This is a genomic window from Streptomyces sp. Q6 (genome assembly GCF_036967205.1).
Lineage (GTDB): Bacteria > Actinomycetota > Actinomycetes > Streptomycetales > Streptomycetaceae > Streptomyces > Streptomyces citrinus.
On record NZ_CP146022.1, the window covers coordinates 938,764 to 959,779 of the forward strand.

Here is a 21,016-nt window from a genome sequence, read left to right on the forward strand (position 1 = left end):
GAGCAGCGCCGTCGAAAGGGGCCGCCGACCATGGCCGTGGACCAGCTCGACACCCGCATCCTGCGGCTCCTCCTGGAGCAGCCGCGCACCAGCGTCCGCGAGTACGCCCGCATCCTCGGCGTCGCCCGGGGCACGCTCCAGGCGCGGCTCGACCGTCTCGAACGCGACGGGGTGATCACGGGCGTCGCCCCGTCCCTGTCGCCCGCGGCGCTCGGTCATCCGGTCCTGGCGTTCGTGCACATCGAGGTGACCCAGGGCCACCTGGGCGACGTCGCGGACGCCCTCGCGGGGGTACCGGAGATCATCGAGGCGCACTCCATCACCGGCGGCGGCGACCTGCTCGCCCGGGTGGCGGCCCGGGACGCGGGGCATCTGGAGGACGTCGTCCAGCAGCTCAACCGGGTGCCCGGCGTGGTCCGCACCCGCACCGAGGTGGCCCTGCGCGAGCGGGTCCCGCACCGCCTGCTGCCGCTGGTCGAGGCGATCGGGCGGGCGGCGGCGCAGGACCGCAGGTGATCGTCGCGGCTCCGGTTCCTGCATGCTGGAAGGCATGAGCGACCTCTCCCACCACTTCGGCGACACCGCGGTCGTCTTCGACCTCGACGGCACCCTCGTCGACAGCGAGCCCAACTACTACAAGGCGACCCTGGGCACCCTCGGCCGCTACGGCGTCACCGACTACACCTGGGCCGACAACGAGGCGTACGTCGGGATCTCCACGCAGGAGACGATCGGGCTGTGGAAGCGGCGGTACGGGATCGACGCGCCGGACACCGAGATGCTCGACGACCTCAACACGCGCTATCTCGACATCGCGCGCGTCGACACGCATGTCTTTCCGCAGATGGGACTGTTCGTCGACCGTCTGCACGCGGCGGGTGTACCGATGATCGTCGCGTCGGGTTCGTCGCCGCGGGCCATCGAGGCGATCCTCGGCGGCACCGGGCTCCTGGCGAAGCTGCCGCTGTACGTGTCCGCGGACGAGGTCGACCACGGCAAGCCCGCGCCGGACGTGTTCCTGGAGGCGGCGCGGCGCCTGGGCCGCCCCGCGTCGCACTGTGTGGTGCTGGAGGACGCGGCGCCCGGTGCGGCCGCCGCGCACGCGGCGGGCATGCGCTGCATCGCGGTGCCGTACGTGGCGGCGCAGGCGGACGACCCGTCGTTCACCACGGCGGACCTGCTGTTCAAGGGGGGTCAGGAGGAGTTCACGGCGCGGGCCGCGTGCGACTGGCTGGAACGATCAGCTCCGTCTTCGTGAGGCCCGGCCGTCGCCCCGCGAGGCTTTGACGACCCCTCGTTCGGGTACTCGGACGATCATGCGAATCAGTGTGGTGGATGTCGGGTCGAACACGGTACGGCTCGCGATCGCGGACGCGCGGGACGGCGCTCCGCTCCCGGTGCACACGGCCAAGCGCCGATTGCGTCTCGCCGAGGAGGTCGAGGGGGACAGAAGACTGGGCCCGCGGGCGGTGGACCGGATCGTCGAAGCGGTCACGGCGGCGTTCGCCGAGGCCGAACGGTGGGGTAGCGACGAGCCGTTCGCCTTCGCCACGGCCATCGTGCGGGACGCGCCCAACTGCGACGAGGTCCTGAAGGCCGTCGAGGACGGCACGGGCGTACGGCTGCGGATCCTGCCCGGCGAGGTGGAGGCCGAGCTGACGTTCCTCGCCGCGCGCCGCTGGATGGGCTGGCGGGCGGGGCCCCTCGGCGTCCTGGACATCGGCGGCGGTTCGCTCGAAGTGGCCTTCGGCCGCGGCCGGTTGCCGGACTTCGCGATCTCGCTGCCGCTCGGCGCGGCCCGGCTGACGCGGGAGCACCTGCGGGACTGCGATCCGCCCACCGATGACCAGCTGAAGGCCGTGCGCCGTCACGTGCGCCACCAACTGCGGGACGTCGCGGCCCGGATCCGCTGGGAGGGGCCACTGACGGCGGCGGCCACCTCGCGCACGTTCACCCAGCTGGCCCGGCTCTGCGGGGCCCCGCCGGGACGCCACGGCCCGTTCGTGCCACGGCGGTTGAGCCGCGGGGCACTGCGTACGGCGATAGCCGACCTGTCGGTGCTGCCGACGGAGCGCCGCGCGGAACTCCCCGGCATCTCCGCGCCCCGGGCGTCCCAGTCCCTCGCGGGAGCCCTCGTGGGGCACACGGCGATGAAGCTGATGGGCATCCGCGAGCTGACGGTGTGCCCCTGGGCGATCCGCGAGGGCATCCTGTTGCGCCGCATCGAGGGGGACACGCAGTGGTGGCGTGGAGCCCACGAGCTGCCGCCCGACTCCTCCCCCACCTTGCGCCTCGCGGGCAGCGCCCCGTGAGCGGCCCGCGGCACGTGACGTTCGCCATGAACGGCCCGGGGCCCTTGCTGGCGTCCGTACCGGGCTGATCAGCTGGAGTCTTCGCGACGCACCGAGCTGGAGGCCCTGTTGTTCACTTCCGTGGACGATGTCACCGCACGCCTGGCCGGCACCGGCTATCTGGCCTCGCCCGCGGTGGCGACCACCGTCTTCCTGGCCGCCCGGCTCGGCAAGCCGCTGCTCGTCGAGGGCCCGGCGGGCGTCGGCAAGACGGAGCTGGCGAAGGCCGTCGCCGCGATCAGCGACGCGCGCCTCATCCGCCTCCAGTGCTACGAGGGCGTCGACGAGAGCCGCGCGCTGTACGAGTGGAACCACGCCAAGCAGCTGCTGCGGATCACGGCGGGCCGCGACGAGACGTGGGACCAGACGCGCACGGACATCTTCAGCGAGGAGTTCCTGCTGACCCGGCCGCTGCTGGAGGCGATCCGGGGCGCCGACGCGAAGGTCCTGCTCATCGACGAGATGGACAAGGCCGACGTGGAGGTGGAGGGGCTCCTCCTCGAAGTGCTGTCCGACTTCCAGGTCACGGTGCCCGAGCTGGGGACGATCGAGGCGACGCGCCGCCCGTTCGTCGTGCTGACGTCGAACGCGAGCCGTGAGCTGTCGGAGGCGCTGCGCCGCCGCTGTCTGTTCCTGCACATCGACTTCCCCGACGAGGAGCTGGAGCGGCGCATCGTCGCCCTGAAGGTGCCGGAGCTCGACGCGGTGCTCGCGCAGTCCCTGGTCCGGGTGGTGGGCGCGCTGCGCGCGATGGACCTGCGCAAGGCGCCGTCGGTCGCGGAGACGGTCGACTGGGCGCGGACGCTGCTCGCGCTGGGCGCGGACCAGCTCGACGAGGAGGTCGTACGGGCGTCGCTCGGCGTCGTCCTCAAGCACCAGGAGGACGTGAACAAGGCCGCGGCCAAGCTCGATCTGGACGCCGTGTGAACACGGCGGACCGGGTCACGTCCCTGGTGCGGGCGCTGCGCGCGCACGGCATCCGGATCGGCACGGGCGAGAGCGTGGACGCCGCGCGGGCGGTGGCCGCCCTCGGCCTCGACCACCGTGAGCACCTGCGCGAGGGCTGGCCGCGGCGCTCCTGCACGACCAGGGGCAGCGGCCCGTCTTCGACCCGGTCTTCGAGCTGTACTTCCCGCGCGGCATCGGGGCCCCGGACTCCCCGGGGGCGATGTCGACCGCGACGATCTGCGCGAGCGCCTCGCCGACGCGCTGGCCGCGGGTGACCGCGCGGCCATGGCCCGGTTGGCGGCCGAGGCCGTCGACGGACTCGGCGGCTACGACGCGAACGGCTGGTCGTCGCAGCAGACCCTGGACCGGCTGCGCCCGCAGACGCTCCTCGCCCGGATCATGGCGGGGATCCGGGCGGGCGGCGGCCAGGCGGGGGCGTTCACCGACCGCATCGAGGCCGACGAGATCCGGCGGCGCATCGAGGAGTTCCGCGAGCAGGTGCGCGGTGAGGCGCGGCGCCGGGTCGCCGAGGCGCGCGGCCGGGACGAGATCGCCCGGCGGATGCCCGTGCAGACCCCGGACCGGACGCTCTTCCTGTACGCGGGCAAGGAGCAACTGGCCGAGCTGCGCAGGACCGTGCACCCCTGGCGCGCAAGCTCGCCACTCGCCTCGCGGCCCGCAGGCGCCGCGCCGCCCGCGGGCAGATCGACCTGCGGCGCACCCTGCGCGGCTCGCTGTCGACGGGTGGTGTCCCGATGCGCCCGGTGCTGCGCAGGCGTCGCCCGGCCCGGCCCGAACTGGTGCTGCTGTGTGACGTGTCGGGCTCGGTGGCGGGCTTCGCGAACTTCACGATGCTGCTCGTCCAGGCGCTGCACGACCAGTTCAGCAAGGTCCGCGTCTTCGCCTTCGTCAACCGGATCGACGAGGTGACCGACCTCATCGCGCGCGGCACCGCCGACCCGGAGGGCCTCGGCGGGCGGATCACCGAGGAGGCCGCGATCACCGGCTGGCACGGGAGCAGCGACTACGGCACGGCGCTCGGCGAGTTCGTCGAGCGGTACGACGCGGCGGTCGGCCCGCGTACGACGGTGTTCGTCCTGGGCGACGCCCGCAACAACCAGCAGGACCCGAACCTGCCGGCGCTGCGCCGCATCGCCCGCCAGGCCCGCCGGGTGCACTGGCTCAACCCGGAGTCCCGCGGCCAGTGGGACACCGGGGATTCGGCGGCCGGTCTGTACGGGGACGTCGTCGAGATGTACGAGTGCCGCAACGCACGGCAGTTGAGCGCGCTGGTGGGCCGGCTGCTGCCGGTGTGAGCGGACCCCGCCGCGCGGGGTCCGCTCAGCGGTGGTTCACGCGCCGACGTAGGCGGCCAGGTGCTGTCCGGTCAGGGTCGAGCGGTCGGCGACCAGGTCGGCGGGGGTGCCCTCGAAGACGATCTGTCCGCCGTCGTGACCGGCGCCGGGACCGAGGTCGATGATCCAGTCGGCGTGCGCCATGACGGCCTGGTGGTGCTCGACCACGATGACCGACTTCCCGGCGTCGACGAGCCGGTCGAGCAGCCCCAACAGCTGTTCCACGTCGGCCAGATGGAGCCCTGCGGTCGGCTCGTCGAGGACGTAGACACCGCCCTTCTCGCCCATGTGCGTGGCCAGCTTGAGGCGTTGGCGCTCGCCGCCGGAGAGGGTGGTCAGCGGCTGGCCGAGAGTGAGGTAGCCGAGGCCGACGTCGGCGAGCCGCTCCAGGATCTTGTGCGCGGCCGGGGTGCGGGCGTCACCGGCGCCGAAGAACTCCTCGGCCTCGGCCACCGACATCGCGAGGACCTCGCTGATGTCGCGGCCGCCGAAGTGGTACTCCAGCACCGACGCGTCGAACCGCTTGCCCTCGCAGTCCTCGCAGGTCGTGGAGGTGCCCGCCATCATGCCGAGGTCGGTGTAGACGACGCCGGCGCCCTTGCAGGTGGGGCAGGCGCCCTCGGAGTTGGCGCTGAACAGGGCGGGCTTGACGCCGTTGGCCTTGGCGAACGCCTTGCGGATGGGGTCGAGCAGCCCGGTGTAGGTGGCCGGGTTGCTGCGCCGGGAGCCGCGGATCGCGCCCTGGTCGACGGAGACGACGTCGGCGCCGGCCGGGATCGATCCGTGCACGAGCGAGCTCTTGCCGGAGCCGGCGACACCGGTGACGACGCAGAGCACGCCGAGCGGGATGTCGACGTCGACGTCGCGCAGGTTGTGGGTGCTCGCGCCGCGGATCTCCAGCGCCTCCGAGGACGTACGCACGGATTCCTTGAGGGAGGCCCGGTCGTCGAAGTGGCGGCCGGTGACGGTGCCGCTGGTGCGCAGCCCCTCCACGGTCCCCTCGAAGCAGACGCTGCCGCCCGCCGCTCCGGCGCCGGGGCCGAGGTCGACGACGTGGTCGGCGATCGCGATCGTCTCCGGCTTGTGCTCGACGACGAGGACGGTGTTGCCCTTGTCGCGCAGGCGGAGCAGCAGGTTGTTCATGCGCTGGATGTCGTGCGGGTGCAGCCCGGTCGTCGGCTCGTCGAAGACGTACGTGACGTCGGTGAGCGAGGAGCCGAGGTGGCGGATCATCTTGACGCGCTGGGCCTCGCCGCCGGACAGGGTGCCCGAGGGGCGCTCCAGGGAGAGGTAGCCGAGGCCGATCTCGACGAACGAGTCGAGGGTGTCGACCAGGCTCGTCAGGAGGGGCGCGACCGAGGGCTCGTCGAGCCCTCGCACCCACTCGGCGAGGTCGCTGATCTGCAGGGCGCAGGCGTCGGCGATGCTGATCTTCTTGATCTTCGACGAGCGGGCGCCCTCGCTCAGCCGGGTCCCCTCGCACTCGGGGCAGGTGGTGAAGGTGACCACGCGCTCGACGAAGGCGCGCACATGCGGCTGGAGCGCGTCGACGTCCTTGGAGAGCATCGACTTCTGGATCTTGGGGATCAGGCCCTCGTAGGTGAGGTTGATGCCCTCGACCTTGATCTTGGTGGGTTCCTTGTAGAGGAGTGCCTGGAGCTCACGCTTGGTGAACTTGCGGATCGGCTTGTCCGGGTCGAAGAAGCCGCAGCCGCGGAAGATCCGCCCGTACCAGCCGTCGACGCTGTAGCCGGGGACGGTGAGCGCGCCCTCGCTGAGCGACTTCGTGTCGTCGTAGAGCTGCGTCAGGTCGAAGTCGGTGACGGCGCCGCGGCCCTCGCAGCGCGGGCACATGCCGCCGGTGCGGCTGAAGGTCCGCTTCTCGGCGCGCGACTTGCCGTCGCCGCGGTCGACGGTGATCGCGCCGGCGCCGCTGACCGAGGCGACGTTGAAGGCGAAGGCGCTGGGCGGGCCGATGTACGGCTTGCCGAGGCGGCTGAAGAGGATGCGGAGCATCGCGTTGGCGTCGGTGGCGGTGCCGACGGTGGAGCGCGCGTCGGCGCCCATCCGCTGCTGGTCGACGGTGATCGCGGTGGTCAGACCGTCGAGGACGTCGACCTCGGGGCGTGCGAGCGTCGGCATGAAGCCCTGCACGAAGGCGCTGTACGTCTCGTTGATCAGACGCTGCGACTCGGCGGCGATGGTGTCGAAGACGAGCGAGCTCTTGCCGGATCCCGAGACCCCGGTGAAGACGGTCAGGCGCCGCTTGGGGATCTCGATGCTGACGTCTTTGAGGTTGTTCTCGCGCGCGCCGTGCACGCTGATCATGTCGTGGCTGTCGGCGGCGTGCGCCTCGGGCGAGGGCCGGGTCGTCCTCTTGGCCATGCTGGTCTCGTCTCCATCTGTCGGGCGCGTCGGGCTCACGCAGCAGTATCGCCGGGTTGCGGTGCGTCGGCGCGGGCACGGCGGAATCGCCCCGGCGTGCCCGCGCCCGGCGGCGTCAGGCGGCCTCGTTGATGCGGATGAGGTTGCCGGCGGGGTCGCGGAAGGCGCAGTCGCGGATGCCGTACGACTGCTCGGTCGGCTTCTGGACGACGTCGGCGCCGGCCGCCTCGATCCGGGCGAAGGTGGCGTCGAGGTCGGGGGTGGCGAGGACGAGACGGGCGTAGCTGCCCTTGGCCATCATCTCGACGATGGTGCGGCGCTCGTCGTCGGTGATGCCGGGGTCCAGGGCCGGCGGCTCCAGGACGATCGACGTCCCCGGCTGCCCGGCGGGTCCTACGGTGATCCAGCGCATCGCGCCGGAGCCGACGTCCTTGCGGATCTCGAAGCCGAGGACGTCGCGGTAGAAGCCGAGCGACGCCTCCGGGTCGTCGTGCGGGAGGAAGGTCCAGTGGATGGTGAGGTCGGTGCCGTGGGTGTCCATGGCCGCCACGCTAGGCGCGGCCCTTCGGCGCGGGCTTCTCGAATCCTGATCGATGCGGTCCCGCGTGTGGGATTCTGGAGAAGTGACTGGCCAGGGAAAGCGGCAGGACCTCGACGACCTCGTCCGGCTGCGGCGCGCCCGTGACCGCATGGACCGCGACTACGCCGAGCCGCTCGACGTGCCCGCCCTCGCGCGGGACGCGCTGATGTCTCCGGGCCACTTCCACCGCAGCTTCCGCACCGCGTACGGCGAGACCCCGTACGCGTATCTGATGACGCGCCGCATCGAGCGGGCGAAGGCGCTGCTGCGCCGGGGCGATCTCACGGTGACGGAGGTCTGTTTCGCGGTCGGTTGTACGTCGCTGGGGTCGTTCAGCTCGCGGTTCACCGAGCTCGTCGGGGAGAGTCCGAGCGCCTACCGGGCCCGCGACCACGCGGACGGCGCGCCGATCCCCGCCTGCATCGCGAAAATCCATACGCGACCGGTCAGGAACTGAGAAGCGCGTGCCGTCCGCCGCCCGTAGCGTGGGCGGCATGGACATCAACCTTTCCACGTGCTTCATCGCCGTCGACGACCACGACAAGGCGCTCGCCTTCTACCGGGACGTGCTCGGCTTCGAGGTCCGCAACGACGTCGGGTTCGAGGGCATGCGCTGGGTGACGGTCGGCTCGCCCGAGCAGCCGGACGTGAACATCGTCCTCGAACCGCCGCTCGCCGATCCGAACGCGTCGCCGGACGACCGTCGGACCATGGCCGAGCTGATGGCGAAGGGGCTGCTGCGGGGCGTCATCTTCACCACGGACGACGTCGACGCGGCCTTCGAGCGGATCAGCGGCGCGGGCGGCGAGGTCCTCCAGGAGCCGATGGACCAGCCGTACGGCGTCCGGGACTGCGCGTTCCGCGACCCGTCGGGGAACATGCTGCGCTTCAACCAGACGCTGAAGAAGTAGGGCCCGGCCCCCGGGTTCCCGCGCGGTTTCCTGCGCGCAACGCGGCGGAAACACCGCGTCTCTACGGTCACCCACACACCGGTCATGGCTGCAACGGCCGGTGTGTGCGGGGCCGTTGCCTGTTGACCCGACGACCCGGCGCTAACCAGCCGTCTTTCCACCGAGCTTCAGGGAGGAACGATGGCTGTCGTCACCCATGCCGTCGCGCCCGCGCCGGACCCGCACCCCGTCGACGTACGGCCGCCGCTGCGCCGACTCGTGCCGCTGAGCCTTCAACATCTGCTCGTCGCCTATGCCGGCATGGCCACGATGCCGCTGCTCGTGGGCACCGCGCTCCATCTGCCCGAGGACCGCATCCGCTTGCTGATCAGCGCGAACCTGCTGGTCAGCGGTCTCGCGACGATCCTTCAGTCGATGGGCTTCAAGTGGTTCGGGGCGCGGCTGCCGATCGTCATGGGATCGACGTTCACCGCGATCACGCCGGCCATCCTCATCGGCGCGGAGCACGGGCTCGCCGCGGTGTTCGGGGCCACGATCGTGTCGGGCCTGGTGACGGTGGCGGTCGCGCCGTGGTTCGGGCGGTGGCTGCACCTGTTCCCGCCGCTGGTGACCGGGACCGTGATCGCCGTGATCGGGTTCTCGCTGGTCCCGTCGGCGGCCGGCCTGGTGACGGGCGGGCAGGGCGGCAGCGGCGGACGGGGCTCGCCCTCGCCGCGGCGACCGTGCTGCTCGTCGTGCTCGTCGAGCGGCTGGCGCCGCCCGCGATCGCCCGCTTCTCGGTGCTCGTGGCGATGGCCGCGGGGACCCTGCTCGCCCTGCCCCTGGGCCTGTTCGACGGGTCGGGGGTCACGGAGGCCAAGGCGGTGACGGCGCCGGACCCGACCGCGTTCGGGGCGCCCACGTTCGTCGTGCCGGCGATCGTCGCGATGCTCGTCGTGCAGTTGGTGAACATGGTGGAGTCCGTGGGCGACACCCTCGCCGTCGGACAGATCGTGGGGCGCGGCGACGACGCGCCGACCGTCGTACGGGCGCTGCGCGCGGACGGGGCGGCGACCGTGGTGTCCGGGGCGCTCGCCTCGTTCCCCATCGTGACGTTCGGGCAGTCGGTGGGGCTGGTCAGCGTGACGCGGGTGCGCAGCCGCCATGTCGTCGCCCTGTCCGGGGTGTTGATGGTGGTGCTGGCGTTCGTGCCGGTGCTCGGCGCGGCTGTCGCCGCGGTGCCGGGCCCGGTGCTCGGCGGGGTGTCGCTGGTGATGTTCGGCATGGTCGGCGCCGTCGGGCTGCGGATCCTGGCGCGCGCCGATCTCACCGACGCCCGCGATCTGCTGACGGTCGCGCTGGCCTTCGGGCTCGGCATGATCCCGGTCGGCGCGCCGGAGTTCTACGCGCCGCTGCCCTCGTTCGCGCGCACGGTCCTGGACAGCGGGATCGCCGTCACCGGCATCGTCGCGTTCACCCTGAACCTGCTGTTCCACCACACGGCGCCGCGCCGTTCGCGAAAGGACGTGTCCGGATGAGCGTCGACACGATCACCGACGTCACCGTCTACAGCGACGGCACCTGGCGCGAGGGAACGGACGTCCACCTGTCCGGCGGACGCGTCACGGCACTGGTTCCGCACGGGGAACTCCCATACGGGGAGCGCGTGTTGGACGGCTCCGGCGGGCACCTCACCCCCGGTCTCGTGAACACGCACACGCACCTCTTCCAGTCGGGGCTGCGCGGCATCGGCGAAGGGCTTCCGCTGCTCGCGTGGCTGAGCGCCGTCGGCGACGAGGCGGCGCGGCTCACACCGGAGCGCGCGTACGCGACGGCGGCGGCGGCCGCGGCGGAGGCGCTGCGCAGCGGCACCACGACACTCGTCGAGCACATGTGGCCGCACCCGTCGCCCGAGGTGCACGACGCGGTGCTGCGGGCGCTGCGGGACAGCGGGGTGCGGGCCGTCCTCGGCCGGGGCGTCGCCGACCGCGCCGACGGCAGCCGCCGGTGGGGGTTCGACCCGCGCCTGATGCAGCCGGTGAAGGAGGCCCTCGCGCACACCGACGACCTGATCGCCGCCGCGCACGGCAGCCGGGTGTCCCTGGGGCTCGCCGTGCCCAACCCGCGGTGCCTGACCCCGGAGGGCATGGCGGAGGTGCGCGCGTACGCCGACGCACGCGAACTCCCGGTCTCCCTGCACCTGTTGGAGACGACGACGGACGACGCGATGTGCCGCGAGCACGCCGGGGTCGGCGCGGTGGAGTACCTGGAGCGGGCCGGGTTCCTGTGGGACCGGCTGCTCGCCGTGCACTGCGTCGAGCTGGACGCGGCGGGGCGGGCCACCCTCGCCCGGCACGGCGTGGGCGTCTCGTACAACCCGCTCAGCAACATGCGGCTCGGCAGCGGGATCGCCCCGGTGCCGCAGATGCTCGCCGCGGGGCTGCCGGTGGGGCTCGGGGTGGACGGCGCGGCCAGCAACGACACCCAGGACATCCTGGAGGCGCTGCGCATCGGCGCGTACCTCCAGCGGGCGGCGCACCGCAAGGCCGATCTGTTCGGCTTCCCGGAGATGTTCGCGCTCGCCGCGAACGGCGCGAACCGGGTGCTCGGCCTGGAGGAGCGCCCGGCCGGCGTCCAGGCGGGCATGCAGGCGGACCTGGTGCTGCACCGCTTCGACCGGGACTACGCGGTGCTTCCCGTACGGGATCCGGGGGCGACGCTGCTGACGTGCGCGGGCAGCAGGACCGTGGCGGCGGTCATGGTCGGCGGGGAGGTCCTGGTGCGCGACGGCGAGCATGTGCGGCTGTCCTCGAAGGAGTTGAGCGCCGGGCTGGCCTTTACGGCCGCGTAACACCGTGATCCCCGGAGGTAACACACGCCGGGCAGGCTGGACGCATCGCGTGCGGGTCCCCGGAGATCACCGGGGCCCGCGCCAGCCCACGGCGCCGGGCCCGCAGGAGGGCCCGCCGTGACCGTGCCCCGCGGACCTCTGAGCGTCCGCGGTGGGGATCGCAGGGGCGGTGACTGCATCCCGTCAGGACACCCGAGGCGCTTCGAGGAGCGACAGCCGCGATGACCGACACGACGTACGAGCTGGCCGAGTTGGACAAGGAGACCCGCATGGGCGGGGCCGGGACGGAGACCTCCGCCCGGGAGATCCGCAGGATCGACCTCACCGACTTCGAGCACCGCAAGGCCGAGATCACCGAGGAGCTGTGGGCCGCCGCGACCGACATCGGCTTCTTCCAGCTGGTGAACCACGGCATCGAACTCCCCTTCGTGGACGGCGCGTTCGCGGACGCCGCCCGCTTCTTCGCCCTGCCCGAGGAGGCCAAGGCGCGACACGCCCTGAAGAAGGGCCTCAACTCGGGCTGGGAGTCCATGACCCAGGTCCGCCCGTCGATCGGGACGCCGGACCAGAAGGAGTCGTACCAGGTCACCCGGCCGCACATGGACGGTCTGTGGCCGGACGACGCGCTGCCCGGGTTCCGGGAGCGCACGCTCGCGTTCGAGGCGCGGTGCCGCGATCTCGCGATGCGCGTACTGGACTGCTTCGCGAGCGAGTTGGGGCTGCCGCAGGGGTTCTTCGGGCGGGCCCACGACCCGGCGAGCCCGCAGTACCAGTCGACGCTGCGGATGCTGCACTACTTCGCGGTGCCGGACGACGCGGTGATCCCCGCGGACATCTGGCGGGCGGGCGCGCACACCGACTTCGACTGCCTGACGCTGCTGTTCCAGCGGGACGGGCAGGGCGGGTTGCAGGTGTGCCCCGGCAAGGAGGCCGAGGCACAGGAGTGGACCCCGGTGGAGCCGGCCGACACCGTCATCACCTGCAACATCGGGGACATGCTGACGCGCTGGAGCGACGACCGGCTGCCCTCGAACTTCCACCGGGTGAAGTCACCGGGCCCGGACGACGACCGCTCGGCCCGCTACAGCATCGCGTTCTTCGCGCAGGCCGACCGTGACGTGGTGATCGAGGGCCCGCAGCGGCGCTATCCCCCGATCACGGCCGCCGACTACATCCAGCAGCGGATCGCGGCGAACTTCGCCCGCTAGGAGGTCGCGCCCCTGAGCGCCGCTCCTGGAGGGCGGCGCTCAGGCCTCCTCCGCGACCACGCGGATCGTACGCAGTGAGGTGTCGGCCACGTCCGGGATGTTCATGCCCGCCGCGATCCCGGTGCGCAGGTACTCCGCGACGGGTTCGTTGATGCGTTCCCCCGGGAGGACCGTCGGGATGCCGGGCGGGTAGGGCGTGGCCATCTCCGCCGCGATGCGGCCCGGTGACCGGTCGAGGGGCACCTGTTCCACCGGGCCGAAGTAGGCGTCGCGGGGCAGCATGGCCTGTTCCAGGCGCAGGTCGGCGGGCTCGGGGACGGCCACCGTGGGGGCGTCGCGCAGTTCGTCGCGGTGGGCGACGACGTCGCGCAGCCCGTCGAGGAGCGCCGCCACCGTCGCCGCCGAGTCGGCGTGGGTGAGTTGGGCGACGATCCTGCGGTGGTCGGCGATGTGCACGTCGAGCGAGCGGCGGGCGCGCAGCCAGTCGGCGACGCGGTACCCGGTGGTGCCGAGGTCGCGGACGTCGATGGTGATCGGCAGCGGGTCGAGGGCGGCGGCCCGCCCGTGGCCGGTGAGCTCCTCGGTGCCGTACACGTGCAGGCCGGGGATCTTCTCGATCGCCCTGCGGGCGTCGTACGCCAGGTCGAGGGCCGCGTCGAGGAGTTCGTGCCCGTGGAGCCGCATCTGGCGGCGCCAGCCGTCGAGTCCGGCGTAGATGAGGACGGACGGGCTGGTGGTGCCGAGCAGGTCGGCGCGGGAGGTGAGGGTGGCCGGGTCGATGAGGTCGCCGCGCAGATGGAACACCGAGCCCTGTTCGAGGCCGCTGCCCATCTTGTGGATGCTGGTCACGCAGACGTCGGCCCCCGCGTCCATCGCCCAGGCCGGCAGATCGGGGTGGAACGGCAGGTGCGCGCCCCACGCCTCGTCGACGATGAGCGGAAGGCCGCGCGCGTGGCAGACATCGGCGAGGGCGGCCAGGTCGGCGGCGGTGCCGTACGGCGTCGGGCTGGTGACGAGCGCGCCGCGCGCCCGCGGATGCCGCTCGAAAGCCTCCTCGTACGCCTGGACGGACGGCGGGTGCGCGAGCCCTCGCTCGGCGTCCCACTGCGGGTCGACCCAGACGGGGTCGATGCCGCAGAGGATCAGCCCGCTCACCACGGACTTGTGGGCGTCGCGCCCGATGAGGAACTGCTCGTGGGGTCCCGCGACGGACAGCATCGCGGCCTTCACCGACAGGGAGCTGCCGCACGTGGTGAAGAACGTGTGGTCGGCGTGGACCGCGTCCGCCATCAGCTCCTCCGCGCGCTCCAGGATGTGCCCGCGGGTGCGGCGATCGTCGAGGCCGCCGGAGGCGAGGACGTCGGAGTGGAAGACGGCGTCCCCCAGGACCCTCCTGGCCTGTTCGTCGGCGCCCCTGGCCTGCTTGTGACCGGGCGGCGTGAAGGCCAGACGGCCGTGCGACCGGTAGGCGTCGAGGGCTTCGAGGACGGGGGCGGCGGTGTGATCCATGAGGGGCGGGTACCGGCATCGGGCCTGTTCATGCGCGGTTTCCACGAGCCGTACGGGGTACTCGTGGAGATCCGTACGTGAGGAGCAGACGGTGACCGACCGTGATGAGAACCAGCGGGAGACGGCGCGAGCCGCGCTCTTCGACGTCGACGGCACGCTCGTCGACACGAACCATCTCCATGTGACGGCCTGGTGGGAGGCGTTCCGGCAGGCCGGTCACCGGGTGGACATGCACGACATCCACCGCTCGGTGGGGCTCGGCGGCGACGATCTGATCGCCCACCTCCTCGGTGAGGACCGCGACCGGGACGCCGACGCCTCGATCAGCGCCGCGCACAAGACGCTGTACGGGACGTACTTCGAACGGCTGCCCGCGTTCGAGTCGGCGGGCGAGCTGCTGCGGACGCTCGCCGGACGGGGGCGGCGGATCGTGCTCGCCACGTCGGCGGGCGGCGCCGAGCTGGGCGCGCTGCGCCGGGCGATCGACGCCGACGACGTGATCGCGGGAACGGCGAGCGCGGACGACGTCGACGCGGGCAAGCCCGCTCCCGATCCGGTGGAGCAGGCCCTGGAGCTGGCGGAGGTACCGGCGGAGCGGGCGGTGTTCGTGGGCGACACGGTGTGGGACATGCAAGCCGCCGCACGGGCCGGGGTCGTCCCCGTGGGCCTGCTGTGCGGCGGCATCCCGGAGGAGGCGCTGCGGGATGCCGGGGCGCGGGCGCTGTTCCGCGACCCGGCGGATCTGCTGCGGCGCCTGGACGAGAGCCCGTTCGCGGACTGAGCCCGGGGGCGTGCGCCAGGTTCGTCAGTCCTGGCGCCGTACCCGGCGGTGGCTCGCGTCGCACCACGGGTAGCGGCGGCTGCGACGGCAGGTGCAGACGGCGACCAGGAAGCGGTCCGAGGACACGGTGGTGCCGTCGTCCAGGGTGATCTCCACGGGTCCCTCCACCAGGAGGGGCCCGTCGTCGCGTCGGGCCGTGATGCGCGTGACGCGGCGGCGGCTCGCGGCGGCCCCACCGGCATCAGTGAGGCCCTTGTCCGTGGGCGAGTCGTCCGTGGACTCGGTGTCCGTGGGCTCGGTCCAGGTGGGCGAGCCGTCCGTGGGCTCGGTGTCAGTGGGCTCGTGCGGCACGAATGACCACCAGCCCTTCCCGCGTCTGCTCGGGTTCGAGGAGCTCCTGCTCCAGCAGCCACGGTTGACGCTCGATGAGCACGGGTCCGAAGGGGACCCAGCGGCGCCGGATCAGCGAGGCGTGCAGTCCGTGCCCCCGGAGGAGCTCCAGCGTCCGGTCGGGGTCGCTCAGCGCCGAGTGCACCAGGAGCAGCCGGCCGCCCGGCCGCAGCAGGGCCGGGGCGCCGTGGCAGATCCGGTCCAGGACGAGCCGCCCGTCGCGGCCCGCGTCCCAGGCACGGGACGGTCCGCGGCTCGGGAGGCGCGACGAGGGCGCGGGCACGTACGGCGGATTGGCGAGGACGAGGTCGAAGGTGCGGCCCGCGACGGGTGCGAGGAGGTCGCCGCGCAGGACGCGCAGCGGCAGCCGCGCGAGGCGGGCGTTCAGCCGGGCGGTGAACACGGCCCGCCAGGAGATGTCGACGGCCGTGACGCGCGCGCCCCGTCCGGCGGCGGCGAGCGCGACGGCGCCGGAACCGGTGCCGATGTCGAGGACCTCGGCGCCGGGCGCGAGGGGTTCGCGGTCCAGTTCGGCGGCGAGCAGCTGTGTGTCGTGCTGCGGGGCGTAGACGCCGGGCAGGGTGAGCAGCGGGCTGGTCATGCCGCACCTCCTGTGCGCAGGGACGACTCCCCCGCGTCCCAGGCCGCGCGAAGGCGCCGCGCGAACCGGTCCTCCAGCCATCCGGTCGCGTCGGCGCCGAACGCGACATCGCCGTCCAGGGCCGGTTCCTGGTCGAGGAGCCCGTCGACGACCTCGTGCCGTACGACCTGTTCGTGCACGGCGTCGGCCTCCACGTGCTCGTCGTAGAAGAAGACGGCCCGCTCGCCCGCGCCGACGCGGCGCAGCGCCTTCGCGAGCCGCCGTGAGCCGGGCGACGAGGTGATCTCGACGGCGGCGAAGTGCCCGACGAGTGCGCCGCGCAGCGAGCGGTGCAGGCCGAACAGGGACATCAGGTTGACCAGGGCGAGGGCCTCGGCGGACCCGGCGTCCAGGTAGTGGCCGTAGCCGGTGTCGAGGTCCAGGTCGGCCATGAGGTCGGCGAAGAGGCGGGCGTGGACGCGGTCGGCGCGCCCGCCGCCGTACTCGTCGAACTCGATGGCGGCCATCCCGGCCTTGGCCCGGCCGCGCAGTCGCGGCAGCACCCAGGCGTGCGGATCGGCCTCCTTCAGGTGGTAGAGCGAGCGGTGCACGGCGTACTCGCGCAGCTGCCACAGCTCTCCGCGCTCGCTCAGGAAGTGGCTGACGCCGTCGCCGTCCGCCGGTTCCACGAGGAGCTCGTCGAGGGCGTCGCGCGCGTGTGCGTGGCGGGTGGCGTGGGTGCGCAGCTCCCGCAGGAACGGCCATTCGAGCTCTCCGCGTACGCGCAGCAGCTCGTGGTCCCATTCGCGTGCGTCGGGGACACCGGCGAAGCCGCGGTAGTGAAGCTCGTAGCAGGCGTAGAGGGCGAGCTGGACGTCGTCGCCGAACGGGTCCGCGGCCCCGATGCGGGCGGGTTCGGGCAGGAGGTGTCTCTCGTCCCGCAGATAGCCGAGCACGGCCGCGGAGATCGGCCCCCGCGCGGACGGCAGGGCCGGGTCACGCTCCTCGGTGGCCGCGCAGGCGGCTTGGTCATCGCGCATGACCGCCGAGTACCCGGGTCTGCCCACACCACTCCCGACCTGCGGTGTTTCAGCCGCAGCCGAGGGGGGAACCCGGCTCCGCCACGATCACCCCGCCGACCCTGGAGGCCAGCGTCATGCCGCGTACACGGGGGCTCGCGGCCCCGGCTCGGGAGGTACGGTCCGTCGCCCTTTCCGCCCACCGTGCCGTCACGTCCGCCGGGCCCGAACGGGCGACGGCCGTGCAGGCGCTCAAGGCGGCGGGAGCGGCACTGCTCGCCTGGGCGCTCGCCGGCTGGTGGTGGGACGCCCCGATGGCGCTGCTCGCGCCCTGGACCGCGGTGGTTCTCGTCCAATGGACGGTGTACCGCTCGGTACGTTCGGCGGTGCAGCAGTTCGTGGTCGTGGCCGCCGCCACCCTGATCGCCGCGGCGGCGGGGGCGCTGACCAGGGACGTGATGGCCGCACTGGCGATCGCGCTGCCGCTGACGGCGCTGCTCGGCTCGTACGGACGGTTCGGCGACCAGGGCTGGTACGCGCCGACGGCCGCCCTGTTCGTCCTCGCCTACGGCAGCTACGCGCCCGTGGAGATCCTGCACCGGCTCCTGGAGACGCTGCTCGGCGCGGTGGTCGGCGTCCTCGTGAACGCGTTCGTGCTGCCCCCGCTGCACACGGGCGACGTGAGCCGACTGCGGGCGCGGGTGCCTGCGGACTGCGCGGAGCTCTTGCGCGACGTCGCCGACGGGATCGACGCCGGGTACGACGCGGCGGACGCGGAGGAGTGGCACGCGCGGGCGCTACGGCTCGGCTCCACCGTGGCGCGGCTGCGGGCGGCCCGGCGGCGCGCCGCGGAGGGCCTGCGGTTCAACCCGGGCCGCCGGTTGCGCCGCCGGGCGCCGGAGCCGCCGCCCGGCGATCTCGCCTGGGCGCGGGTCGCCGATCACCTCGCGACGGCGCTGCGCTCGCTCGCCGAGTCCGCCGTGGAGCGTTCGCGCTTCGCGGCGCCGCCGGGCCGGGCCCTGGTAGCCCTGGCGCCGCTGCTGCGGGCGGCCGGGGAGGCGTGCGCGGCGGACGCGGAGCGCAGCGGCGGGGCGCGGGACCACGGGGACGCCGGTCGGGCGCTCGGCGAGGCGCGGGAGGCGGCCCGCTCCCTCGCGGCGCTGCTCGGCGACCCGGACCACGGCCCCTCGGCCGCGCTCGGCGAGCTGACGGCGGCGACGACGCGGCTGCTCGACGATCTGGCGGCGGCCACGGACCACGCCCGGGTCCCGGGCACCCGCTCCGGCACCTCGACTCAGGTCGGTGCCCACGGGCGCAACGGGGCAGTACGTGTACCGGAAAACGAAGCGTGAGCAGCAGGTTCAGGGGGACCCGGCGGGCATGAGCGAGAACGCGCACGTCACCGGCTCGTACTGGATCGAGTCCGCTCCCGGCCCGCGCCATCCGCCGCTGGAGCAGGACGTGACCGTCGACGTCGCGGTGATCGGGGCCGGCGTCGCCGGGCTGAGCACCGCGTGGGAGCTGACCCGCGCGGGGCTGAGCGTGGCGGTCCTGGAGGCCGGGCGGATCGCCGAGGGCGTCACCGGCCACACGTCGGCCAAGCTGTCCGTGCTGCACACGCTGGTCTACGAGCGACTGCGGCGCACCCGGGGCGCCGAGGCGGCCCGGCTGTACGCGCGGTCGCAGACGGAGGCCGTCGAGCACGCCTGGGAGGTCGCGGAACTCATCGGCGCGGACTGCGAGTTGGAGCGCGCCGACGCGTACACGTACGCGACCGGCGGCCACTACCTGGACGCGGTGCGGGCCGAGGCCGAGGCGGCGCGCGCGGCGGGGCTCCCGGCGTCGTTCGTGACGGACACGGGTCTGCCGTTCGACGTCGCGGGGGCCGTTCGCGTCACCGGTCAGGCCCAGTTCCATCCGCGCAAGTACCTGCTGGGCCTCGCCGACGACCTGCGGGCCCGGGGCGCCCTGCTGCACGAGCGGACGGCGGTGTCCGGCCTGAAGGAGGGCGACGTGTGCCGGTTGACGACCGCCACGGGGGCCCGGGTGACCGCCCGTGACGTGGTCGTCGCGACGCACTACCCGCTCTTCGACCGGGCCCTGCTGTTCGCGCGGCTCGCGCCCCGCAGGGAACTGGTGGTGGCGGCGCCGATCGACGCGGACCGCGATCCGCACGGCATGTACATCACGCCCGCGGACCACACCCGGTCGGTGCGGACCGCCCGCTACACCGACGGGCAGCGACTGCTGATCGTCACCGGGGAGAAGTTCTCCCCCGGCACCGGCGACACACCGCGGCGCTTCGCGCGGCTCTCCGCGTGGGCCGAGCGGCACTTCCCCGGCATCGAGCCGCGCTACCGCTGGGCGACGCAGGACACGTTCCCCAGCGACACGACACCGCTCATCGGGCCGCTGCACCCGGCGGCCCGCCACACGTACGTGGCCACGGGCTTCGGCGGCTGGGGGATGAGCAGCGGCATCATGGCGGGCTCGCTCCTGACCGCCCTGATCACGGGCCGCGAGGAGCCCGCCTGGACGGCGCTGTACGACCCGCGCCGGGTGCGGTCCGTGCTGCGCGAGGCGCCGCGCCTCCTGAAGCAACAGGCCGAGGTGGCCTCCCACTTCGTCGGCGACCGGCTGCGGTCACCGGCTGTCGACTCCGCGGACCGGCTGCCCCCGGACAGCGGCGCGGTACTGCGCACATCGGACGGACGCACCGCCGTGTACCGCGACGGCGACGGGGCAAGCTGCACGCCGTGTCCGCGCGCTGCACCCACCTGGGCTGCCTGGTCGCGTTCAACGCGGCGGAGCGGGCCTGGGAGTGCCCCTGCCACGGCTCCCGGTTCGACCCGGACGGGCAGGTCGTGCAGGGCCCCGCGGTCCGCCCGCTGGAGCGGCGTGACATCTGAGCCGTACCCACAGCATCACCCAACCCCCCATTCATCACAGACCTATGAGGGAGCGTCATGACTCGCGAGAAGCGTCACGACGACGAGGACACACAGGCCCGGACGGCCGTGGAGAGCGTGCTGGACGAGTTCGAGCGGGCGCAGACGGACCCGCGCCACCGCGAGGAGAAGGACCGCCGCCGAGGCGAGAGCGGCGACGCCCTCACGCCCGACGAGGAGGCGCAGGAGCAGGCCCATGGCGAGTGACACGGACGATCCCGACCGCCCCGTCGGGCGGGACACCGACGCCGAGGCGGACGCTCCGACCGATCTGCCCGCGCGCTCCTGGCTCGCGGTGCTGCGCCGCACCGGCAAGGAGTTCCTCGACGACGACCTCCCCGACCGCGCCGCCGCGCTCACCTACTACGGCGTCCTGTCGCTCTTCCCCGCGCTGCTCGTCCTGGTGTCGCTGCTCGGCGTCGCCGGTGAGACGGCGACCCGCAAGGTCCTGGACAATCTGCGCCATCTCACACCGGGGCCGGTCCGGGACCTGCTGGACGACTCGGTGCGGCAGTTGCAGGACAGCGGCGGCACCAGCGGGGTCGTCGCGGCGCTGAGTCTGGTGGCGGCCGTGTGGTCGGCGTCCGGGTACGTCGCCGCGTTCATCCGCACGGCGAACGCGGTGTACGACACCCCGGAGGGCCGGCCGGTGTGGAAGCTGACGCCGCTGCGCCTCGCGCTGACCATCACGCTGATGGTGCTGCTCGCGGTGAGCGCGACGATCGTCGTGTTCACCGGCCCGCTGGCGGAACGCGCGGGGGACGCGATCGGCGTGGGGGACGCGGCGGTCGCGACGTGGAACATCGCGAAGTGGCCGGTGCTGTTGATCCTGGTCGTGCTGATGGTGGCGCTGCTGTTCTGGCGCGCCCCCAACGTCCGTGGCCCCGGCTTCCGTTGGCTGAGTCCCGGCAGTCTGGTCGCGGTCCTGCTCTGGCTGATCGCCTCGGGCGGTTTCGCGCTCTACGTCGCGAACTTCGCCTCGTACAACAAGACGTACGGCACGCTGGCCGGCGTCATCATCTTCCTCGTCTGGCTGTGGCTCTCCAACCTGGCCATCCTGCTCGGCCTGGAGTTCGACGCCGAGCTGGCCCGCCAGCGCGCCATCAGCGGCGGCCTCCCGGAGGGCGAGGAGCCGTACGTGGAACCCCGCGACACCCGGAAGTGGCCGCCGCGTCTGCGCCGCCGCCAGGGCCTCCCGGAACACGGCGACTAGGCCGGGCC

Annotated in this window: 20 protein-coding genes and 2 pseudogenes; 16 read left to right on the forward strand and 6 right to left on the reverse strand. The window is 73.1% G+C overall.

Annotation, left to right across the window (positions count from 1 at the left end; translation table 11 throughout):
• Positions 1 to 30: 30 nt before the first annotated feature.
• The 5 genes and pseudogenes from V2W30_RS04480 to V2W30_RS04500 all read left to right on the forward strand — a co-directional run bounded on the left by V2W30_RS04480 (position 31) and on the right by V2W30_RS04500 (position 4,615).
• Positions 31 to 516 carry an Lrp/AsnC family transcriptional regulator gene (locus V2W30_RS04480; protein ID WP_338693818.1) on the forward strand — a complete coding sequence of 162 codons (486 nt, stop codon included), beginning with the start codon at positions 31 to 33 and terminating at the stop codon, positions 514 to 516.
• 34 nt (positions 517 to 550) lie between these two features.
• Positions 551 to 1,258: an HAD family phosphatase gene (locus V2W30_RS04485; RefSeq protein ID WP_338693820.1), complete on the forward strand. Its 708-nt coding sequence runs from the start codon at positions 551 to 553 to the stop codon at positions 1,256 to 1,258.
• A gap of 58 nt (positions 1,259 to 1,316) precedes the next feature.
• Positions 1,317 to 2,312 carry a Ppx/GppA family phosphatase gene (locus tag V2W30_RS04490; protein WP_338693821.1) on the forward strand — a complete coding sequence of 332 codons (996 nt, stop codon included), beginning with the start codon at positions 1,317 to 1,319 and terminating at the stop codon, positions 2,310 to 2,312.
• Between the two features lie 105 nt (positions 2,313 to 2,417).
• Positions 2,418 to 3,278 (forward strand): MoxR family ATPase, encoded by an 861-nt coding sequence (locus tag V2W30_RS04495; RefSeq protein ID WP_338703480.1) that lies wholly within the window; start codon positions 2,418 to 2,420, stop codon positions 3,276 to 3,278.
• Positions 3,275 to 4,615 (forward strand): annotated as a pseudogene (locus V2W30_RS04500) (vWA domain-containing protein). The gene V2W30_RS04495 and the pseudogene V2W30_RS04500 overlap by 4 nt, the downstream one beginning before the upstream one ends.
• A gap of 36 nt (positions 4,616 to 4,651) precedes the next feature.
• Here V2W30_RS04500 and V2W30_RS04505 read toward each other — a convergent pair.
• Positions 4,652 to 7,039 carry an excinuclease ABC subunit UvrA gene (locus V2W30_RS04505; RefSeq protein WP_338693822.1) on the reverse strand — a complete coding sequence of 796 codons (2,388 nt, stop codon included), beginning with the start codon at positions 7,037 to 7,039 and terminating at the stop codon, positions 4,652 to 4,654.
• A 115-nt stretch (positions 7,040 to 7,154) separates the two neighbouring features.
• The gene (locus V2W30_RS04510) at positions 7,155 to 7,580 is read right to left on the reverse strand and encodes a VOC family protein (protein ID WP_338693824.1); all 426 of its coding nucleotides are present in this window, start codon (positions 7,578 to 7,580) and stop codon (positions 7,155 to 7,157) included.
• A gap of 148 nt (positions 7,581 to 7,728) precedes the next feature.
• Between V2W30_RS04510 and V2W30_RS04515 the strand changes: the two genes are divergently transcribed.
• The 6 genes from V2W30_RS04515 to V2W30_RS04540 all read left to right on the forward strand — a co-directional run bounded on the left by V2W30_RS04515 (position 7,729) and on the right by V2W30_RS04540 (position 12,568).
• A complete protein-coding gene (locus V2W30_RS04515; RefSeq protein ID WP_425244663.1) occupies positions 7,729 to 8,076 on the forward strand; it encodes a helix-turn-helix transcriptional regulator in 348 nt (115 codons plus the stop codon).
• 37 nt (positions 8,077 to 8,113) lie between these two features.
• Positions 8,114 to 8,530, forward strand: a complete 417-nt coding sequence (locus V2W30_RS04520) for a VOC family protein (protein ID WP_338693828.1) — start codon at positions 8,114 to 8,116, stop codon at positions 8,528 to 8,530.
• 180 nt (positions 8,531 to 8,710) lie between these two features.
• Positions 8,711 to 9,397 (forward strand): solute carrier family 23 protein, encoded by a 687-nt coding sequence (locus V2W30_RS04525; RefSeq protein WP_338693830.1) that lies wholly within the window; start codon positions 8,711 to 8,713, stop codon positions 9,395 to 9,397.
• A complete protein-coding gene (locus V2W30_RS04530) occupies positions 9,280 to 10,047 on the forward strand; it encodes a uracil-xanthine permease family protein (RefSeq protein ID WP_338703482.1) in 768 nt (255 codons plus the stop codon). Before V2W30_RS04525 ends, V2W30_RS04530 begins: the two co-directional genes overlap by 118 nt.
• The gene (locus V2W30_RS04535) at positions 10,044 to 11,360 is read left to right on the forward strand and encodes an amidohydrolase family protein (RefSeq protein WP_338693831.1); all 1,317 of its coding nucleotides are present in this window, start codon (positions 10,044 to 10,046) and stop codon (positions 11,358 to 11,360) included. Before V2W30_RS04530 ends, V2W30_RS04535 begins: the two co-directional genes overlap by 4 nt.
• Positions 11,361 to 11,581: 221 nt before the next feature.
• A complete protein-coding gene (locus V2W30_RS04540) occupies positions 11,582 to 12,568 on the forward strand; it encodes an isopenicillin N synthase family dioxygenase (RefSeq protein ID WP_338693832.1) in 987 nt (328 codons plus the stop codon).
• 39 nt (positions 12,569 to 12,607) lie between these two features.
• Here V2W30_RS04540 and V2W30_RS04545 read toward each other — a convergent pair whose 3' ends face one another.
• Positions 12,608 to 14,077, reverse strand: a complete 1,470-nt coding sequence (locus V2W30_RS04545; RefSeq protein ID WP_338693834.1) for an aminotransferase class I/II-fold pyridoxal phosphate-dependent enzyme — start codon at positions 14,075 to 14,077, stop codon at positions 12,608 to 12,610.
• A 91-nt stretch (positions 14,078 to 14,168) separates the two neighbouring features.
• Between V2W30_RS04545 and V2W30_RS04550 the strand changes: the two genes are divergently transcribed.
• Complete coding sequence (locus V2W30_RS04550; RefSeq protein ID WP_338693836.1) at positions 14,169 to 14,858, forward strand: HAD family hydrolase; 690 nt, start codon at positions 14,169 to 14,171, stop codon at positions 14,856 to 14,858.
• Between the two features lie 24 nt (positions 14,859 to 14,882).
• Here V2W30_RS04550 and V2W30_RS04555 read toward each other — a convergent pair whose 3' ends face one another.
• The 3 genes from V2W30_RS04555 to V2W30_RS04565 form a co-directional block, all read right to left on the reverse strand.
• A complete protein-coding gene (locus V2W30_RS04555) occupies positions 14,883 to 15,059 on the reverse strand; it encodes a CDGSH iron-sulfur domain-containing protein (protein ID WP_338703483.1) in 177 nt (58 codons plus the stop codon).
• Positions 15,060 to 15,189: 130 nt separating this feature from the next.
• Complete coding sequence (locus V2W30_RS04560; RefSeq protein ID WP_338693837.1) at positions 15,190 to 15,849, reverse strand: HemK2/MTQ2 family protein methyltransferase; 660 nt, start codon at positions 15,847 to 15,849, stop codon at positions 15,190 to 15,192.
• Positions 15,846 to 16,868: an iron-containing redox enzyme family protein gene (locus V2W30_RS04565; RefSeq protein WP_338693839.1), complete on the reverse strand. Its 1,023-nt coding sequence runs from the start codon at positions 16,866 to 16,868 to the stop codon at positions 15,846 to 15,848. The genes V2W30_RS04560 and V2W30_RS04565 overlap by 4 nt, the downstream gene beginning before the upstream one ends.
• Positions 16,869 to 16,984: 116 nt before the next feature.
• On the opposite strand from V2W30_RS04565, the gene V2W30_RS04570 reads away from it, so the two are divergent.
• The 4 genes and pseudogenes from V2W30_RS04570 (at position 16,985) to V2W30_RS04585 (ending at position 21,008) form a co-directional block, all read left to right on the forward strand.
• The gene (locus V2W30_RS04570; protein ID WP_338693841.1) at positions 16,985 to 18,199 is read left to right on the forward strand and encodes an aromatic acid exporter family protein; all 1,215 of its coding nucleotides are present in this window, start codon (positions 16,985 to 16,987) and stop codon (positions 18,197 to 18,199) included.
• A 28-nt stretch (positions 18,200 to 18,227) separates the two neighbouring features.
• Positions 18,228 to 19,756, forward strand: a pseudogene (locus tag V2W30_RS04575) (FAD-dependent oxidoreductase).
• 57 nt (positions 19,757 to 19,813) lie between these two features.
• Positions 19,814 to 20,002, forward strand: a complete 189-nt coding sequence (locus tag V2W30_RS04580; protein ID WP_338693843.1) for a hypothetical protein — start codon at positions 19,814 to 19,816, stop codon at positions 20,000 to 20,002.
• Complete coding sequence (locus V2W30_RS04585; RefSeq protein WP_338693845.1) at positions 19,992 to 21,008, forward strand: YihY/virulence factor BrkB family protein; 1,017 nt, start codon at positions 19,992 to 19,994, stop codon at positions 21,006 to 21,008. Before V2W30_RS04580 ends, V2W30_RS04585 begins: the two co-directional genes overlap by 11 nt.
• Positions 21,009 to 21,016 lie beyond the last annotated feature (8 nt).

Coding starts and splice junctions, on each gene's coding strand:
- V2W30_RS04480 (WP_338693818.1), top strand. CDS start 31: ATGGCCGTGGACCAGCTCGACACCCGCATCCTGCGGCTCCTCCTGGAG.
- V2W30_RS04485 (WP_338693820.1), top strand. CDS start 551: ATGAGCGACCTCTCCCACCACTTCGGCGACACCGCGGTCGTCTTCGAC.
- V2W30_RS04490 (WP_338693821.1), top strand. CDS start 1,317: ATGCGAATCAGTGTGGTGGATGTCGGGTCGAACACGGTACGGCTCGCG.
- V2W30_RS04505 (WP_338693822.1), bottom strand. CDS start 7,039: ATGGCCAAGAGGACGACCCGGCCCTCGCCCGAGGCGCACGCCGCCGAC.
- V2W30_RS04510 (WP_338693824.1), bottom strand. CDS start 7,580: ATGGACACCCACGGCACCGACCTCACCATCCACTGGACCTTCCTCCCG.
- V2W30_RS04515 (WP_425244663.1), top strand. CDS start 7,729: ATGGACCGCGACTACGCCGAGCCGCTCGACGTGCCCGCCCTCGCGCGG.
- V2W30_RS04520 (WP_338693828.1), top strand. CDS start 8,114: ATGGACATCAACCTTTCCACGTGCTTCATCGCCGTCGACGACCACGAC.
- V2W30_RS04525 (WP_338693830.1), top strand. CDS start 8,711: ATGGCTGTCGTCACCCATGCCGTCGCGCCCGCGCCGGACCCGCACCCC.
- V2W30_RS04535 (WP_338693831.1), top strand. CDS start 10,044: ATGAGCGTCGACACGATCACCGACGTCACCGTCTACAGCGACGGCACC.
- V2W30_RS04540 (WP_338693832.1), top strand. CDS start 11,582: ATGACCGACACGACGTACGAGCTGGCCGAGTTGGACAAGGAGACCCGC.
- V2W30_RS04545 (WP_338693834.1), bottom strand. CDS start 14,077: ATGGATCACACCGCCGCCCCCGTCCTCGAAGCCCTCGACGCCTACCGG.
- V2W30_RS04560 (WP_338693837.1), bottom strand. CDS start 15,849: ATGACCAGCCCGCTGCTCACCCTGCCCGGCGTCTACGCCCCGCAGCAC.
- V2W30_RS04565 (WP_338693839.1), bottom strand. CDS start 16,868: ATGCGCGATGACCAAGCCGCCTGCGCGGCCACCGAGGAGCGTGACCCG.
- V2W30_RS04570 (WP_338693841.1), top strand. CDS start 16,985: ATGCCGCGTACACGGGGGCTCGCGGCCCCGGCTCGGGAGGTACGGTCC.
- V2W30_RS04580 (WP_338693843.1), top strand. CDS start 19,814: ATGACTCGCGAGAAGCGTCACGACGACGAGGACACACAGGCCCGGACG.
- V2W30_RS04585 (WP_338693845.1), top strand. CDS start 19,992: ATGGCGAGTGACACGGACGATCCCGACCGCCCCGTCGGGCGGGACACC.